Genomic DNA, 15,796 nt, shown 5'->3' with positions numbered 1-15,796 from the left:
AACAACTTAAATCCTTCACGCGTGAGAATGAAGGAAAGAAAATGACGACAAATACAGGTGTTACCATTTCAAATGATGAAAATACTTTAACCGCTGGTGATCGTGGTCCTACCCTTCTAGAAGATTTCCTAATGCGAGAAAAGCTTGCTCATTTTGACCGTGAACGAATTCCTGAAAGAGTCGTTCACGCACGTGGATACGGTGCGCATGGTGTTTTCGAGCTATATGAATCTTTAGAAGAGCTAACAATGGCCCACTTTTTACAAGACCCTTCAAAAAAAACACCCCTTTTCGTTCGCTTCTCTGAAGTGGCTGGATCAAAAGGTGCGAATGAAACAAATCGAGATGTACGAGGATTCGCCGTTAAATTTTATACAGAAGAAGGAAATTTTGATTTAGTCGGAAACAATATTCCTATTTTTTCATTCAAGATGGCATTAAATTCCCTGATCTTATTCACGCCCTTAAACCTGAACCGCATAATGAGATTCCACAGGGACAAACAGCACATGATACATTTTGGGACTTCATCGCCAATAACCAAGAATCGGCTGCGATGATGATGTGGATTATGTCTGATCGTGCCATTCCAAGAAGTTTTCGAATGATGCAAGGGTTTGGCGTTCATACATTTCGCTTAGTGAATAAAAATGGAAAGTCACGATTCGTAAAATTTCACTGGAAGCCGAAGCTCGGCATTCACTCATTAATTTGGGATGAAGCGCAAAAATTAGGTGGTGCTGATCCAGATTACCATCGCCGTGATTTATGGGAAAATATTAATGCTGGAAACTATCCTGAGTACGAACTTGGCATTCAAATTTTAGAAGAACAGGATGAATTTAAATACGATTTCGATATATTAGATGCGACGAAAATTTGGCCTGAAGAAGATTTCCCCGTTAAAATCATCGGGAAAATGACATTAAATCGCAACGTCGAGAATGTATTCGCTGAAACGGAACAAGTCGCGCTTCATCCGGGAAGTATCGTCCGTGGTATTGATTTTACAAATGATCCGCTCTTACAAGGTAGGCTCTTTTCTTATACAGACACTCAATTAGCACGCGTCGGTACAAATTATCAAGAATTACCGATTAACCGTCCGATATGCCCATTTCACAACAATCAAAGAGATGGTGCATCTAAATATATAATCGACAAAGGAAAAATTGCTTACCATAATAATTCCTTAGCAAATAACACTCCTTACACTGTCCCCGGTACAAAGGGTGGGTTCGTTACATATCCTTCTACTGTATCAGGACATAAAACGAGAGAAACAGCCGCTAGTTTCAAAGATCATTTCTCTCAAGCACGTTTATTTTGGAATAGTATGAGTAACGTCGAAAAGGTTCATATTATGCAAGCCTTCTCCTTTGAATTAGGAAAAGTAAAAAGTAAATCGGTCCGCCAACAAGTCGTAACTATGATTGGGCATATTAGTACTGAATTAGCTACGTTAGTCGCTGAAGCAATCGGCGCAAAAGTCCCAAATATTCAAGAATCGGGCGTTACGAAATCATCGCCAGCACTCAGTATGGCAAATACGACATTTAGTCCTAATACATTACGCGTAGGTGTCATTGTTGCAAATGGATATGACGGACAAAACGCGCAATATATAGTAAATCAATTCAAACAAGTTGGGTTGCAGCCAGTAATTGTTTCCGAGCGATTAGGTATTGTGCAAGGAACGCAAAATGTACGTTGGGACGTGAATGACACTTTCTTAATGGGATCTTCACTTCTTTATGACGGGCTACTTCTTATTGGAGGAAACCTTGATGAACAGTTTCTTAATAAAGCGAGTTCATTTGTCGTAGAATCATATAATCACTTTAAGCCAATTGGTGCCTTTCAAAATGGATCTACCGTTATTCAATCTTTAAATATTGAAGGGAAGCCTGGCGTCCTAATAGAACAAAATCCTACGCAACTTGCAAATGAATTCATTAAAGCCATGACGAAACAACGCTTTTGGGATAGAGCATATGAATAGGTTAGGGGGATAATTTATGTTTGTTACCGTCGAGAAAGATGTGCATATTTTTGTGCAAGACGTTAATCCTGGACCCGGTAGTAAAACCGTGTTTTTCGTTCATGGCTGGCCTTTAAATCATCAAATGTACCAATATCAACTCAATGTGTTACCACAGCATGGTTTCCGCTGCATCGCTATGGATATACGCGGAAACGGGCAATCTGATAAACCGTGGACTGGTTACACTTACGATCGTTTAGCAGACGATATCGCCATTGTTCTAGAAGCACTTCAAGTAGAAAGTGCTACATTAGTCGGTTTTTCAATAGGTGGCGCTCTTTCTATTCGGTACATGTCCCGCTACAATGGCCGTCGTATTTCTAAACTTGTATTAATCGATGCTGTTTCCCCCTCTTTCGTTAAAAATCAAGAATCGCCCTATGGCGTCCCAAAAGAACAAGCAGATACCCTCATTAATCAAATGTATGCCAATATGCCTAAATTTTTAAATGATGTATCTTTATCATTTTTCAATAGAAACTTAGGATCTGCTACGTTAGAATGGTTTTCTTATCTCGGTATGCAGTCTGCTTCCTACGCTCTCATCAAAATATTGCAAGCAGCCGCAAATGAAGACGTAACGAAAGATTTAAGTAAAATTAACGTCCCAACAAAAATATTCCACGGTGTTCACGATCAACTGATCCCTTACAAAAGCGCTGAACTCACACAAAAGCGGATTAAAAATTCACAGTTACATCCTCTTACAAATAGTGGTCACGGCTCGCCAATTGATCAAGCGGACGAATTAAATGAAGAACTTATAAAGTTTTTGCATTCATAAAAATCTATACCAAATCGTTTCGATAGGAACGCAGTTTTTGAAAAGATTAAAATTCACATATTTCTCACAAATCAATTAATAAAACGATTACCTGTACATTTATACTAAATGTACAGGTAATACTCCCTAAACCCAGCTTGTCTGGTTACCCCGTTAAATACTATAACAAAAAGAACTTGTATCGTTATACAAGTTCTTTTTGTTTGTTCTATTTAAAAAGTATATCTTTACTATACTGCTTTCCAGCAAGTAAATCATATTGAATCATTTTATATTGCTCTAACATTTCTTTTTGTTTCTTTGTTAAATTTGTTAGCTCTTCCCCATCTTTATTAACCTTTAACTCATCTCTCAGAACCGGTATTTCTTTATGCATTTCCGATAAAAATTGATAAAATGGTGATTGATTTAGTCCTGCATAATCAAAAACGAGACTAGAAAAATAAATCGGACTTACTAAACCTAAATTGTCATTTGGCAAATCAAAATTTGCATACATTAACAATGGTGTTTCTGACATAGCTAACCTTTCATTTACAGTTTCTTCATTCTCTATATATCCAGCTTCTTCATAGATAGCTTTATTTGCCCCTAATATTGGTAAGTGATCTCCAAAGAAAACCAATATAGTAGGCCTTTCTAGCTCTTGAATTTGTTCTACTAAATATTTTAGAGCCTCATCAGAACGACGTATACCCTCAGTATATGTTTCTAATTCTGCCTTCGATCCCTCATCTGTTAATCCGCTAATTTCTATTTGCTTTTCTTCAAATCGTCCTGGATTGAATGGAAAATGATTTTGCATCGTAACTGCATGAATAAACGTAGGTTGCTTTCTCTTATTCAATTCCTCTATTATTTCTTTACTAATAGATACATCACTAATATAATCCCCATCTATCTCTATGTTGTTCATTGTATCTTCTGCATTGAAATTATCAATTCCTAAAACATTATATACATCATCCCGCTTATAAAATGATCTTCCATAAGCATGAATTGCATTCGTGTAATATCCATGTTTTTTCAATTCACTTGCGATAGACGGAATTTCTCTCTGCCCTGTCACCGCTTGTTGATATGGTATAGAACCTTGCTTCAAAAAGCTCATTGAATAGCTCGTTAACGCTTCAAATTCTGTATTCGCTGTGTTTCCCCCGAATACAGGAGATACTGTTTGTCCACCCGGAAAATTCTCAATATATTGATGTAAATTCGGCATCGGATCCTCGCTAAATGAAAGATTCATTAGCTTTGTTGGATCCCAAAAAGCTTCACTCATGAAAAATATAATATTTGGCTTCTCGGTCTTTTCTTTTTTCCCTACATTGCTTCCATATTGTTTCTTTATATTATTTGAAATTTGTAGCATAGTTTCTTTTGAATATTCTTCTGGCTTCTCAATGACAGTTGTGTCTAAGTTACTGACAAATCCCAAAACAAAACCATTATCAGCATAGTTTACATTTTGATTCCAAGCCACGAAGGTTACCCCATATTTTTGAAATACATTACTCATAAATGTATTAGGATAATTATTATATGCATACACCATAAACGTAGAAGCACATATTAAAATAATTCTCGTAATTATATTAGGCTTTATAACTGGAATGTGCTTTCGTATATACATAACTAAATATACAAGCAGAGCAATCCCGAATATCCCCAAAAATATAGTCCACCAACTAAAATAGTCCATAACCATTGGTATCACGGACTGCATTTGAGTAATCTGTGTGAAATCAGACGGATAGAATGGATCTCCTCTAAAAATAAGTTTAAAATGGTTCACAATCCCAAAAACAATTAGCACCAAACTTGTTATCGTGATACTCAAAAAGATTCGTCCAAGCAAACTATACACAAAAACATATATCATATAAATAAATAATAAGCTTAATATATACTGTCCGTATCGGACATAAACCCAGTTATTAACTAATATAAGGCTCATATTCTCCTGTATCATGATATACATCCAATTCATTGTATGAGCGATTAAAAATAATAAGACGTAAGCTTGAATAGCCGGCCTAAGCTTATGACTAATGCCTTTATTTAAATGAATGATGTATAATAGTACACTCCACAAAACAATAATGAGTATACTCAGCTGTATTTTCCCATTAAAAAATTCTTTAATTCTCTCGAATTCGAACGACCTTAACATAACAAAAAACAGTGTCTCTAAACAAATCGCCCACATTCCACTAAGAATGATAGAAATTAATAAGTTCTTCCTCGGCTGCTGAGGAGAAAAACTAAAATGAAATTCATCTCTTCTTCGTCGTTGTGTAAAAACATTAAAACGCAATTTATTCCCTCTTTCCTTTACCCCTTCGTCTCGCATCCACAAACATATTGTCATATACAAAATAACATATTTGTATACAGTTAGTCTCCCTATGTGTTTGTATTATACACGTGTATCCTTAATTTCCCCTTAAAAATACAGTGAAACTTAATAAGCCCGAACCACTCAGGATTGAACGGGATAAAACTTCTTCGCTCTATATTCCAACAGCATAAATGAACTATGCTTCATAAAATTATTACCATAAAAAAAAGAACCTACCAACACTGACAGGTTCTCCTTCATTCTAACAGACATTAACATATTTATTATATAAGAGAATACATCCATACTTTCCATATAATACATACAAGTACGATAACTACAAAATCAAAAAGATCTAATCTTGGGCCCTTCTTCATATTTATCTCTAGCCACATATGAATCCATTTTATTCTTGTATATTTTTGAATGTTTTTCTTTGCAAATCGATAAACGAGTACTTGCATAATAAAAAATCCGACTACGAAAATGAACAAGAAAATGAGAAAATCGACCACAAAATTCCTCCCTATTTTTGCAGCGATTTTTCTACTATATGATTTCTCAAAACCCACTCTTCAAATTGAGCACTTCCAAATTCCCAGCTAAGATCACGAGCATGTACAGAAAAAACGTAATGACCAGCATATTCGTCCATAAATCTACCTGTCTCGATCTCACCTTTCTGAAGACCATACGCTCCAAAATTAAAATATACATCCCATACGTCTTCATTCTTCCGCTTATAAGCAATCGATTCCATATCACATTCTGTTCCGAAATAATCAAGATGTAAATGTACGCTATGATCATATTCGTACTCCATTTTATCACCCCTTATATTTGTACTTCTTTATCACCAAAAAAATTCCTGCTATCTACAATCACATATGGGCACTTACCTACATATCATGCTTGTAGAGCGACTTCTAGGAGGTGTCATATAGTGAAAAAATTCATAGCTGTTTTTTGCATCATGTTACTAGCTGTTTTCACATTTGCTGCTTGCAGTAGTAAAAAAGAAGGTACGAAAGAACAAACTCAAAACATTCGAATCGGCGAAGTTACCCATTCTCTCTTCTACGCCCCGTTATATGTTGGGATTAAAAAAGGATTTTTTAAAGATGAAGGATTAAATATTGACCTCCAAACAACAGCTGGCGGAGATAAAACGATGACTGCCCTATTATCTGGTGGCATCGATATTGCTCTCGTTGGTTCTGAAACGTCTATTTACGTTCATCAACAAGGTGCAAAAGACCCTATCATTAACTTCGCACAACTTACACAAACAGACGGAACATTTTTAGTTTCGCGTAAAAAATTAGACTCTTTTAATTGGAATGACGTAAAAGATGTTACGTTTTTAGGACAGCGTAAAGGCGGCATGCCGCAAATGGTTGGAGAATACGTTTTAAAGAAAAATGGCATTGATCCCCACAAAGATACAAACTTAATTCAAAACATCGAATTTGCTAACATTGCAAGTGCCTTTGCATCTGGTACTGGGGAATTTGTACAGCTCTTTGAACCGACTGCAAGTATATTTGAAAAAGAAGGAAAAGGGTTTATCGTCGCTTCGTTCGGAAATGAATCTGGAACTGTTCCGTATACAACGTTCATGGCAAAAGAAAGCTTCTTAAAGAAAGATAAAGATGCTGCTGAAAAATTCACACGTGCGCTCTATAAAGCACAACAATGGGTTGATACACATAGTCCAGAAGAGATTGCTGACACCGTTTCTCCGTTATTTAAAGACACTTCAAAGGACATTACAGTAAAAGTAATTGAACGTTATAAAAAGCAACATTCTTATGCGACAAATCCGCTATTAGATGCTGAAGAATGGAAACAGCTCCAAACGATTATGAAAGAAGCTGGCGAATTACAAAAAGAAGTTCCACATGAAGCGCTCGTCAATACAAAAATTGCCGAAAGCGTTATTAAGAAATAGAGGCGAAGTGTATGAGTTTTTTACAAATACGTAACGTTTCTCACTGCTTTTTCGCAAAAGAGAATGCCAAATTGATTCTCGAAGACATGAGTTTACAAGTGGAAGAAGGCGAATTTATTTCTATACTCGGTCCAAGTGGTTGCGGCAAAACGACACTCCTCTCCATTATTGCTGGGCTGCTTGATCCAATTGAAGGCATCGTCTTTTTAGATGGTGAGCCTATTACAACGAAAACTTCATCTATGGGGTACATGTTGCAGCAAGATTACTTGTTTCCTTGGAAAACAATTGAAGAAAATATTATGCTCGGACTTCACACCCGAAAAATTTACAATGAACAGACGAAAGAACATACTTTACAGCTTTTAAAACAAGTCGGTCTACATGATGTAGAAGAGCAATACCCTCGTGAACTGTCCGGCGGTATGCGTCAACGTGCCGCTCTCGTTCGAACGTTAGCGACCGATCCGAAAATTTTATTGCTAGATGAACCATTCTCAGCGCTCGATTATCAAACGAAATTGAAACTAGAAGATCTCGTTTTCAACTTACTACGCAAATATAAGAAAACGTCACTACTCGTAACACATGATATTGAAGAAGCCATTGCGATGAGTGATCGTATTTATTTACTACAAGCGAATCCCGGGAAAATTGCAAAAACATTTATCGTCCCTGGAAGCATCCGTTCCTTATCACCGTTAGAATCACGCCATCACCACGACTTCCCATCCCTCTTCCAAGATATATGGAAGGAGCTGGAGCGACTTGGATAATATAAAGCAACTACATGAACAGTTTCAGAAAAAAGAACGCAAGCGCGCATGGTTAGCACGCTCACTGCAGCTTTTACTGCTCATTCTTTTCTTTTCACTATGGGAAATAGCTAGCAAAAAAGAGTGGATTGATCCTTTACTCTTTAGCTCTCCTTCAAGCATTTGGGATCTCTTCCTTAGTAAATGGATTGACGGTTCGCTTTTGGTTCACATATGGACGACATTACTTGAAACAGGAGTAGGCTTCATTCTTGGAACAGTGCTCGGTGCTATTATCGCGACTTTACTTTGGTGGATACCACTTCTCGCCCGCGTACTTGATCCATATCTCGTCGTCCTAAACGCCATGCCAAAAGTGGCACTTGGTCCTATTATCATTGTCATCTTCGGTCCTAATATTTCTTCGTCGATTGCCATGGGAGTAATCATTTCCATCATCATTACCATTCTCGTTATTTATAGTGCATTTCAAGAAGTCGATTCAAACTATATAAAAGTGATGAACACATTTGGCGCAAATAAATGGCAATGTTATAAGCAAGTAGTTCTCCCTGCATCCTTCCCGGCAATTATTTCAACGTTAAAAGTGAATGTTGGTTTATCATGGGTCGGTGTTATATTCGGCGAACTCCTCGTCTCTAAACAAGGACTTGGCTACTTAATTAGCTACGGCTTCCAAGTATTTAATTTCACACTCGTCTTACTGAGCGTACTACTCACCTGTGTCCTCGCAACACTTATGTATGTGTTTGTTGAGGCATTTGAAAAACTTCTAATTGGAAAACGAAAAAGAAGCTGACTTAGGGCGATACGCTATAGTCAGCTTCTTTTTCTATCTTTTATCACACATCTTTGTTTCATTTGTAACGTTGCCATTCGCAACCGTAACTGTATGGAAACAATCTTTCACACGTACTGTAACGACATTTTCTTTTCGATCTATCACATGATAATCATCATACTTTTTATTTAATGCACTACGAATTTGCTCCCCTTCAAAAATCGGAAAACCGTGAGACATTACCCAAATGAGACCAGCAACAGCAAGAATCGTTTTCATACGTTTCATTACCTCCTCGAGAGTAAACTTATAGCCCCTACAATATGCGCATTATAATTGTGTCTAATTTGTGACATTTTTATACTAATTCTATTTTATAACGCCAGTTCCTTCTTCTTTTTTAAAAAAGACAGAATTTTCAATTTTATCAACATAAAAAAACGCAAAGAACTAAAATTCTTTACATTTTCTTAGCTAAAGTATATAACTCGCATTATTGTCCCCTTTGTTGTTCTATCGTTTTCGAAGCATCATATAATCCCGACAACACTTCGGCTCTCATTTTTACAAGCTCAGGGAATTGATAGAAAAAGGCAATTTTTTTATACTTTAACTCCGATCCTTCTTTCACCTTTTTGGAATCTTGCAAAATAAACGCTGTAAATGTATCTGCAATATCTTCCGCTATATTTGTCGTTCCATACTGTGATACAAACTCATCATGCTTTTCTTTAAAAAATTCAATTTGCGTTTCTTCACTTTCTTCTACTTTCTTTTCTGTCCACTCCTGCTCAATAAGCTTCCAGAAAGAATTATAAAATTGATTAATATAAGATTTCTCCCTCGCACACCCCTCTTGTAAGAAAAGCGTTTCACAGTTATTTCGGTATGTTGAAATATCTTTATCTTCTTCAAAATCCTTTACATACTTTTCATCTACTGGTATTTGCTTATATCCGAGCGTCAACACGTGAGCCGTCTCATGAATTAATGTTTTCATCACTTCATCGATATTTACCGCCGAATCAAGCGTATCTAAGCTAAGAATCCAATCTTTCGGATTCTCCATACTAGGCATAACGTGAGCAACAACACCGTCATAACCGTCCGTTATTAAATCAAATTCTGTTATATTCCCGCGATATTTAGCTGGAATGAGAGTACGGTACATATCCCATAAGTCTTCATGATAACCTCTATCTTGACGCTGTTGTAGCACTTCTTCTTTCGCTTCTTTATCTTCAGCGAATACTTTATTTAAACGTTTCCGTTCTATTTTTTCAAAATAAGGATCTACAATTTCATCACCATCAATATAATAAGAAGCTAAAAAGAAATAATTTTCGTCATCCTCTTTTTTCTGCTCTGCCTCTTTCATATCCGCACTTTCATGCTCTTCTATATCATAATCTTCTACTGCTTCAAGTTCAGATAATCCATCTATTTTTTCATATACTTTTTGAAGTTTCTTATCTCCTATTTCCACGCATTCTTCTTCTGTTTTACAAATTTCTTTTTCCTTCACACTCTTCATAGAACTATCGCACCCTGCCATTAACCCCATTGCGATGATAACCCCTACTAACTTGCCATACAGTCTCTTCATACACTCCTCCATTATTCCATTCTACAAAAATATCATAATCATTTTTTAACGAATATGCGATAATTAATTATACAAATTGTAAGGAGGTTTCTCATGATTCGAGCAGTCTTATTCGACTTAGATGGAACACTTTTAGATCGGTGCCAATCTCTAGAACAATTTATTTATGATCAATATAATCGCTTTGCCTCTCACTTAATGAGCATAGAAAAATTAGAGTATTGTTCTCGGTTTCTTGAACTCGATAATAATGGCTATACGTGGAAAGATAAAGTATATGCTACTCTCCTTTGCGAATACAATATTACCACTTTAACGCCAGAGCAACTGCTGCACGACTACATTACAAATTTTCAACATCATTGTATCCCTTTCCAAAACATGCATGAATTACTTCAACGTTTAACAGAACAAAATATTAAAATTGGCATTATTACAAACGGCTTTACTGTCTTTCAAATGAACAATCTCCGCGCACTAAACATACATACGTATACAAATACAATTCTCGTTTCCGAAGCGGAAGGAATTAAAAAACCACATCCTGAAATTTTCGAACGAGCTTTGCAAAAGCTAGACGTTAAAGCCGCAGAGTGTCTTTATGTTGGAGATCATCCAGAAAACGATGTGCTTGGTTCTGAACGAGTAGGGATTCTTGGTGTGTGGAAGAGAGATTCATTTTGGGGTGACTTTGAGCATTCACGTGTAGTGGATGATTTATTGGAGATACTTTCGTTTTTAGAGGTAGAGATGAAAACAAAATAATAGTAAATAAATTATATCAGCGATTTTCACAATATATCCACTTACCGACAATAACAAGAGGAGGTCGCTACTCTAGCGCCTCCTCTTCCTTTATGATTCATATACTGTAAACTGCGGTTTACTCGGATGATCCTTAACTAGCGCATCATCTGGAAACTTTAAAACTTTTTGATATAAGGCAATGTCACCGATACAACTCGCTGTTAGTAAAATTCCTAAAAATGAGATTGATTGCACATTCGTAGCTAATCCAATTACAATTGGCAAAATACCAGTCGGTAAAAACGGCAGCATTAACACTTTCTTCATTTGCTTTACTGTAATCACCTGTTTAGAATGAGCATATGCAACACCTAATTTCCAATTGACGCCCCATTTTAGTTCACTCCACGGAACACCTCCGATATAGCGAAACCCTATTAAATGTATCGCTTCATGAATACAAATGAGAACAATCATTCCAATAATCAAAAGAAACATAACGGGCAATGTAAATTCAAATTGAACCCCGCCTGAAAGAAATATATGCAAATAACCAATTCCAAACGCCAAAGCGAATATTATAAGAAATGCATAGATATTTAATTTAACCATCGAAACAGTAACAGTTGTTTCTTTTCTGTTATCCATCTTCCCCCTCCCAAAATGTAAATATATCTTTACTTTACTTCGTAAAACAGCCGATTTCTTCTATATGTTTCATCGTACGCGCCAATACATCGTCGCGCATTATAAAGCTAAATTTTCTATCCGTTTTAATGTTATCAGGAATGTCTGTTAATAAAACAGACCCTTTCGTTTCTTCGTAATGCGTATGTTCTTCTACCGCACTAATTGTTGCAAAATAAATGTTTTTAATGATTATTTTGTCTTTTCCAGATACTTTATATTGTCCTAAGTAAGTTAAATCAGAAACTATGCCGCCGGTTTCTTCATGAACCTCTCGAACTGCCGCTTCTTCCGGTGTTTCCCCTAGTTCTACTTTACCACCTGGAAATTCAAGACCGCGACGTAAATGATGCGTTAATAACCATTGATCCCTGTACCGGCATACAACCCAAACATGCTTTGGCTCAGGAGAAAATGGATAACGTTCAAACGATAATTGTACAGTGTTGTGGTAATAATCTTTAAATTTGTACATGCCATTACTCCCCTATTGATGGTTACAAGTTTTTCCTACCACAAATTGTAGCATATTCTCGCTTTTCTGCATAATATTATCCAATTACAATCCATTGATTATTCCCATTTGCGCGACTAATTCTTTCGTCTCATGATTTCCTAAATCGTAAATCATTTTATATGCTTTTTGTAGTTGTTCATCATATCGGTCATTATTTGAATCGTGATGATACTCAACAAATGGAACGTGAGAACGTACAAATGAACCTAAATCCTCTACATATGCTTGATCGAAGTACTCTCTTAACTCCGTAATTTCCTCATCACTTGCGGAAATTTCAAAATTATACGTATCCGCCGTCTTCACTTGTGAAATTTGACCGTTTCCTATTGATATATAATATGTTTTTTTCTTCTCCATGTAACACCCTTCTTTCATCCTTTTATTTTCTATTGTTTTCATCAATTACAAAATTATGTAAAATAAAGAAAAGGAGGGATTTTATGCTCAAAATATTAATTATCGGTATTATAATCGTCCTAGTCATACTAGTACTCTCCGTCATGACGATTAATAAAGGCTACGCTTATAAACATTCTGTTGATAAGCCAGAAGATAACCCTTATACAAAAAACAGCAAGAAGAATTCATAATACGCTTCATATGCTTCATATACTACTTATTTTAGCCCACATCATATCCAGCATTCGTTTACTGGCAGGTCAACATAACTTTCTACTACTTTCACAATTTCTATTAGGAGTTTTACTGCTTCTTATTACCATTGAGCAAATAAGGAAAAAGGATTCAGGAACTAGATTTATTTGTATTGTTGCAAGTGCTTTTATTTAGATTGTTATCATCATTACCTACATAAACTAGAAGGAGGGCTTTTATGTTAAAAGGCGTTCGAATTACTTTTGCACTTATCACTTTATCTATAGCAACCTATAGTTTTATTAACGGTAACAGAGACATTATGCCTTACATGTTCATTTTCTTAGGGGCTATGGCTTTCACTATAAGTTTAGAGGAAATAAAAAAACAGAAACAATCTAGCAGCATACTTGCTTTCATGGCCGGAGCTGGTGCTTTATTACTTGGCTTCTCAGAAATATTTCGGTAAGTCGTTTATTTAAAAAAGGGGGAAATAATATGCTAAAAACCTTTCGCATATTATCCGCTCTTATCGTCATCGTTCTCGCTCTATCCGTAATATTTACAAACGCACTTGTTACAATGCCTTATATGCTCATCGCCTTATCTGTTATGACCTTCATCATGAGCGCAGAAGAAAAACAGAAACAAAAGAAAGTACATAGTACACTCTCCTTCTTTTCTGGCGTATTCACTTTAATCGTTGCTATTGTTATTATTTTCTCTCGGTAACTTCTCTTTCTACTAAGGAGGGCTAAAATGCATATTAGACAAATACAACTCATCATCGTTTTTATTACTTTAATCTTATGCTTATACAGCACCTTTACAATGAACTTTCAAATCTTTTCACCTATCATTTTGTTCCTCTTTAGTTTATATGGCATTTTAGTAGGAATTGAGACGATTCAAAAACAGCAAAAACAAATTGGAACTATTAGCATCGGCTTAAGTCTTTTTACGATTGTTTTTGTTATTCCATTTATAATGTTCTTTTAAAGGAGGATTATATGTTAAAAAACATTCGAATTATAATCGCCACTATCGCACTTATTCTCGCCCTATTTAGCTTCTTCGCAAACCTCTCTATGCTTTTACCATACGTTTTTATCCTTTTGAGTATTATGTTTATCCTTTTTGGAATTGATGAAATAAAAGAGCGGCAAAAAGCAAAAGCATTTGTTTATTTTCTCGGTTCTGCCTTTATTTTATATGTTGGGATGTCTAGTATACTTTCATAAAAAGAAGAGGCCGCCCCACACATATGTTAGACGGCCTCTTCTTTTTATTTGATTCATACTATTGTCAGTTTTTGTCGGTAAGTCGATATCCAGTGTCGAAACGTTGATATATTAAAAAAATCGTTGATATATTTCAAGTTGCGTTCGATATATTCGAAAAATCGTCGATATAATTTTATTTATCATCGTGTTACAAAAAAAACTGCCCTTTCACAGGCAGTTTTTCTTTATCCAAATACTTTCTCAAGTTCATCTTTATCTTGGCTTAACCAGAAGTTCATTAAGCGTTGTGCTCCTTCTAAATCGTGAAGCTTCGCTTGACCACACTGCGTTTCATTTGCAGCTGGAATTTCTGTAATTTGAACCGCATCTTTTAATGTTAGTTCTAATAAATCAATGATTTCTCGAACCGTTGGTGTTCCGCTTACTACAAGATAATATCCTGTTTGGCAGCCCATTGGTGAAATATCGATAATATCAAAGTGCGGATAACGATCAATATATTTACGTAAATTAAATGCTAATAAATGTTCTAACGTATGAATAACATCTGGTTTCATTGCTTGTTTATTCGGTTGGCAAAAACGAATATCAAATTTATTTACAATACCGTCACTACCTACGTTGTGAACTCCGCAATGTCTTACATAAGGCGCCTTTACAATCGTATGATCTAATTCAAAGCTTTCTACTGATGGCATACAACATCTCTCCCGCTTTTAATTTAATTCCGTTATATCCAATATGATATAACGGAAATCAACATTAGTAAAGTATTATGTACAGTCGTGCTATAATACTTTAAGACTATGCTGAAAAGGAGACCATTATGAAACAGATTTTTATTGGGATTATACGCTTTTATCAAAAATTCATTTCTCCGATGACACCACCAACTTGCCGCTTTTACCCAACTTGCTCTCATTATGGTTTAGAAGCATTTCAAAAACATGGTGCTCTGAAAGGATTTTGGCTTACATGTAAGCGTATATTAAAATGTCACCCTTTCCACCCGGGAGGATTTGATCCTGTCCCAGATAAAAAGGATGACAAAGTAAATTCTTAATTGTCGTAACCATTCACAACTAAATCTAATTTTCCTGTGTCAGGATCTATAACAAGACCGTGAACAGGTACTTCTTCAGGAAGTAATGGATGGTTGCGAAGTATTGATACGCTATGTTCTACACTTTCTTCTACACTAGAGAATCCTTGTAGGAATCTTTCTAAATCGATTCCAGAATAACGAAGTGTATCTAATTTCTCTTCTGTTATACCGCGCTCTTTCATCTTCTCAATTGTACTGCTTGCTTGAATTTTTGCCATACCACAATCGTGGTGACCAACTACACAAACTTCATCAGCACCAAGTTCATATACAGCAACTAAAATACTACGCATAATACTTCCAAACGGATGTGAAATAACAGCGCCTGCTACTTTAATAATTTTCACATCACCGTTACGCATATTCATCGCTTTCGGTAATAATTCAACAAGACGAGTATCCATACAAGAGATAATTACCATCTTTTTGTTTGGAAATTTACCTGTTTCGTACTCTTCGTATTTTTTTTCTTCAACGAATTTTTCATTGTATTGTAAAATCTCTTCTAATGACTTCATAGTAAAGAACCGATACGATAAACTTAACTAAATCTATACAATTCAATCAAATTTACACAAGTTAGTGCTTCATCGTGTTCTCGCAACCCCGAAGGGAC

The 15,796-nt window shown here is 35.8% G+C and carries 23 protein-coding genes and 1 pseudogene; 14 read left to right on the top strand and 10 right to left on the bottom strand.

Annotated elements, in window-relative coordinates:
- Positions 1–41: 41 nt before the first annotated feature.
- The 3 genes and pseudogenes from DN394_RS29805 to DN394_RS13440 all read left to right on the top strand — a co-directional run.
- A pseudogene (locus tag DN394_RS29805) lies at positions 42–1,138 on the top strand (catalase); the annotation flags it as partial.
- 198 nt (positions 1,139–1,336) lie between these two features.
- On the top strand, positions 1,337–2,002 hold the full coding sequence (locus tag DN394_RS29800; RefSeq protein ID WP_370458312.1) for a catalase-related domain-containing protein: 666 nt from the start codon (positions 1,337–1,339) through the stop codon (positions 2,000–2,002).
- Positions 2,003–2,018: 16 nt separating this feature from the next.
- Complete coding sequence (locus tag DN394_RS13440; RefSeq protein ID WP_149293873.1) at positions 2,019–2,828, top strand: alpha/beta fold hydrolase; 810 nt, start codon at positions 2,019–2,021, stop codon at positions 2,826–2,828.
- 208 nt (positions 2,829–3,036) lie between these two features.
- On the opposite strand, the gene DN394_RS13435 is transcribed toward DN394_RS13440, so the two are convergent.
- From DN394_RS13435 to DN394_RS13425, 3 genes are all read right to left on the bottom strand, one after another.
- Entirely contained in the window at positions 3,037–5,181 is a 2,145-nt protein-coding gene (locus DN394_RS13435; protein WP_149293895.1) for an LTA synthase family protein, read from the bottom strand.
- A 272-nt stretch (positions 5,182–5,453) separates the two neighbouring features.
- A complete protein-coding gene (locus tag DN394_RS13430; protein WP_046956123.1) occupies positions 5,454–5,684 on the bottom strand; it encodes a hypothetical protein in 231 nt (76 codons plus the stop codon).
- Positions 5,685–5,695: 11 nt separating this feature from the next.
- Positions 5,696–5,992, bottom strand: a complete 297-nt coding sequence (locus tag DN394_RS13425) for a DUF3986 family protein (RefSeq protein WP_149293872.1) — start codon at positions 5,990–5,992, stop codon at positions 5,696–5,698.
- 120 nt (positions 5,993–6,112) lie between these two features.
- On the opposite strand from DN394_RS13425, the gene DN394_RS13420 reads away from it, so the two are divergent.
- Genes DN394_RS13420 through DN394_RS13410 form a run of 3 tightly spaced genes read left to right on the top strand, consistent with a single transcriptional unit; the run spans position 6,113 to position 8,695 of the window.
- Complete coding sequence (locus tag DN394_RS13420) at positions 6,113–7,120, top strand: ABC transporter substrate-binding protein (RefSeq protein WP_149293871.1); 1,008 nt, start codon at positions 6,113–6,115, stop codon at positions 7,118–7,120.
- Between the two features lie 11 nt (positions 7,121–7,131).
- Complete coding sequence (locus DN394_RS13415) at positions 7,132–7,896, top strand: ABC transporter ATP-binding protein (protein ID WP_149293870.1); 765 nt, start codon at positions 7,132–7,134, stop codon at positions 7,894–7,896.
- A complete protein-coding gene (locus tag DN394_RS13410) occupies positions 7,889–8,695 on the top strand; it encodes an ABC transporter permease (RefSeq protein ID WP_149293869.1) in 807 nt (268 codons plus the stop codon). Before DN394_RS13415 ends, DN394_RS13410 begins: the two co-directional genes overlap by 8 nt.
- A 33-nt stretch (positions 8,696–8,728) precedes the next feature.
- Here DN394_RS13410 and DN394_RS13405 read toward each other — a convergent pair whose 3' ends face one another.
- Both DN394_RS13405 and DN394_RS13400 read right to left on the bottom strand, forming a co-directional pair.
- Positions 8,729–8,956 carry a hypothetical protein gene (locus DN394_RS13405; RefSeq protein ID WP_000849119.1) on the bottom strand — a complete coding sequence of 76 codons (228 nt, stop codon included), beginning with the start codon at positions 8,954–8,956 and terminating at the stop codon, positions 8,729–8,731.
- 214 nt (positions 8,957–9,170) lie between these two features.
- The gene (locus tag DN394_RS13400) at positions 9,171–10,295 is read right to left on the bottom strand and encodes a recombinase family protein (RefSeq protein ID WP_149293868.1); all 1,125 of its coding nucleotides are present in this window, start codon (positions 10,293–10,295) and stop codon (positions 9,171–9,173) included.
- A gap of 81 nt (positions 10,296–10,376) precedes the next feature.
- Here DN394_RS13400 and DN394_RS13395 point away from each other — a divergent pair, with 81 nt between their 5' ends.
- Entirely contained in the window at positions 10,377–11,048 is a 672-nt protein-coding gene (locus DN394_RS13395) for an HAD family hydrolase (RefSeq protein ID WP_149293867.1), read from the top strand.
- 90 nt (positions 11,049–11,138) lie between these two features.
- Here the strand turns inward: DN394_RS13395 and DN394_RS13390 are convergent, their stop codons facing one another.
- The 3 genes from DN394_RS13390 to DN394_RS13380 form a co-directional block, all read right to left on the bottom strand.
- A complete protein-coding gene (locus DN394_RS13390; protein ID WP_149293866.1) occupies positions 11,139–11,678 on the bottom strand; it encodes a DUF3267 domain-containing protein in 540 nt (179 codons plus the stop codon).
- A 34-nt stretch (positions 11,679–11,712) separates the two neighbouring features.
- Positions 11,713–12,192: an antimutator 8-oxo-(dGTP/GTP)ase gene (mutTA, locus tag DN394_RS13385; RefSeq protein ID WP_097918012.1), complete on the bottom strand. Its 480-nt coding sequence runs from the start codon at positions 12,190–12,192 to the stop codon at positions 11,713–11,715.
- Between the two features lie 84 nt (positions 12,193–12,276).
- Entirely contained in the window at positions 12,277–12,594 is a 318-nt protein-coding gene (locus DN394_RS13380; RefSeq protein WP_097918013.1) for a hydrolase, read from the bottom strand.
- Positions 12,595–12,677: 83 nt separating this feature from the next.
- Here DN394_RS13380 and ytzI point away from each other — a divergent pair, with 83 nt between their 5' ends.
- The 6 genes from ytzI to DN394_RS13350 are packed head-to-tail and all read left to right on the top strand — an operon-like array spanning position 12,678 to position 14,072.
- Positions 12,678–12,827 carry a YtzI protein gene (gene ytzI / locus DN394_RS13375; protein WP_000912935.1) on the top strand — a complete coding sequence of 50 codons (150 nt, stop codon included), beginning with the start codon at positions 12,678–12,680 and terminating at the stop codon, positions 12,825–12,827.
- A gap of 10 nt (positions 12,828–12,837) precedes the next feature.
- Positions 12,838–13,026: a DUF3953 domain-containing protein gene (locus DN394_RS13370; RefSeq protein WP_098084959.1), complete on the top strand. Its 189-nt coding sequence runs from the start codon at positions 12,838–12,840 to the stop codon at positions 13,024–13,026.
- A gap of 43 nt (positions 13,027–13,069) precedes the next feature.
- Positions 13,070–13,300: a YczI family protein gene (locus DN394_RS13365; RefSeq protein WP_046958654.1), complete on the top strand. Its 231-nt coding sequence runs from the start codon at positions 13,070–13,072 to the stop codon at positions 13,298–13,300.
- A 29-nt stretch (positions 13,301–13,329) separates the two neighbouring features.
- A complete protein-coding gene (locus tag DN394_RS13360; protein ID WP_000920678.1) occupies positions 13,330–13,563 on the top strand; it encodes a DUF3953 domain-containing protein in 234 nt (77 codons plus the stop codon).
- 27 nt (positions 13,564–13,590) lie between these two features.
- Positions 13,591–13,830, top strand: a complete 240-nt coding sequence (locus DN394_RS13355) for a hypothetical protein (protein ID WP_000548108.1) — start codon at positions 13,591–13,593, stop codon at positions 13,828–13,830.
- A gap of 11 nt (positions 13,831–13,841) precedes the next feature.
- Positions 13,842–14,072 (top strand): YczI family protein, encoded by a 231-nt coding sequence (locus DN394_RS13350; RefSeq protein WP_097918015.1) that lies wholly within the window; start codon positions 13,842–13,844, stop codon positions 14,070–14,072.
- Positions 14,073–14,299: 227 nt separating this feature from the next.
- Here the strand turns inward: DN394_RS13350 and luxS are convergent, their stop codons facing one another.
- Positions 14,300–14,773 carry an S-ribosylhomocysteine lyase LuxS gene (luxS, locus tag DN394_RS13345; RefSeq protein WP_001141371.1) on the bottom strand — a complete coding sequence of 158 codons (474 nt, stop codon included), beginning with the start codon at positions 14,771–14,773 and terminating at the stop codon, positions 14,300–14,302.
- Positions 14,774–14,901: 128 nt separating this feature from the next.
- Between luxS and yidD the strand changes: the two genes are divergently transcribed.
- The gene (gene yidD, locus DN394_RS13340) at positions 14,902–15,138 is read left to right on the top strand and encodes a membrane protein insertion efficiency factor YidD (protein WP_000809334.1); all 237 of its coding nucleotides are present in this window, start codon (positions 14,902–14,904) and stop codon (positions 15,136–15,138) included.
- Here the strand turns inward: yidD and DN394_RS13335 are convergent.
- Positions 15,135–15,698 carry a beta-class carbonic anhydrase gene (locus tag DN394_RS13335; RefSeq protein WP_000838167.1) on the bottom strand — a complete coding sequence of 188 codons (564 nt, stop codon included), beginning with the start codon at positions 15,696–15,698 and terminating at the stop codon, positions 15,135–15,137. The genes yidD and DN394_RS13335 overlap by 4 nt on opposite strands.
- Positions 15,699–15,796 lie beyond the last annotated feature (98 nt).

This window comes from Bacillus sp. BB081, from assembly GCF_008368895.1.
In the GTDB taxonomy this organism is placed as follows: domain Bacteria; phylum Bacillota; class Bacilli; order Bacillales; family Bacillaceae_G; genus Bacillus_A; species Bacillus_A wiedmannii.
Note: the sequence above shows the minus strand (reverse complement) of the source record. Positions and strands in the feature narration are given on the sequence as shown.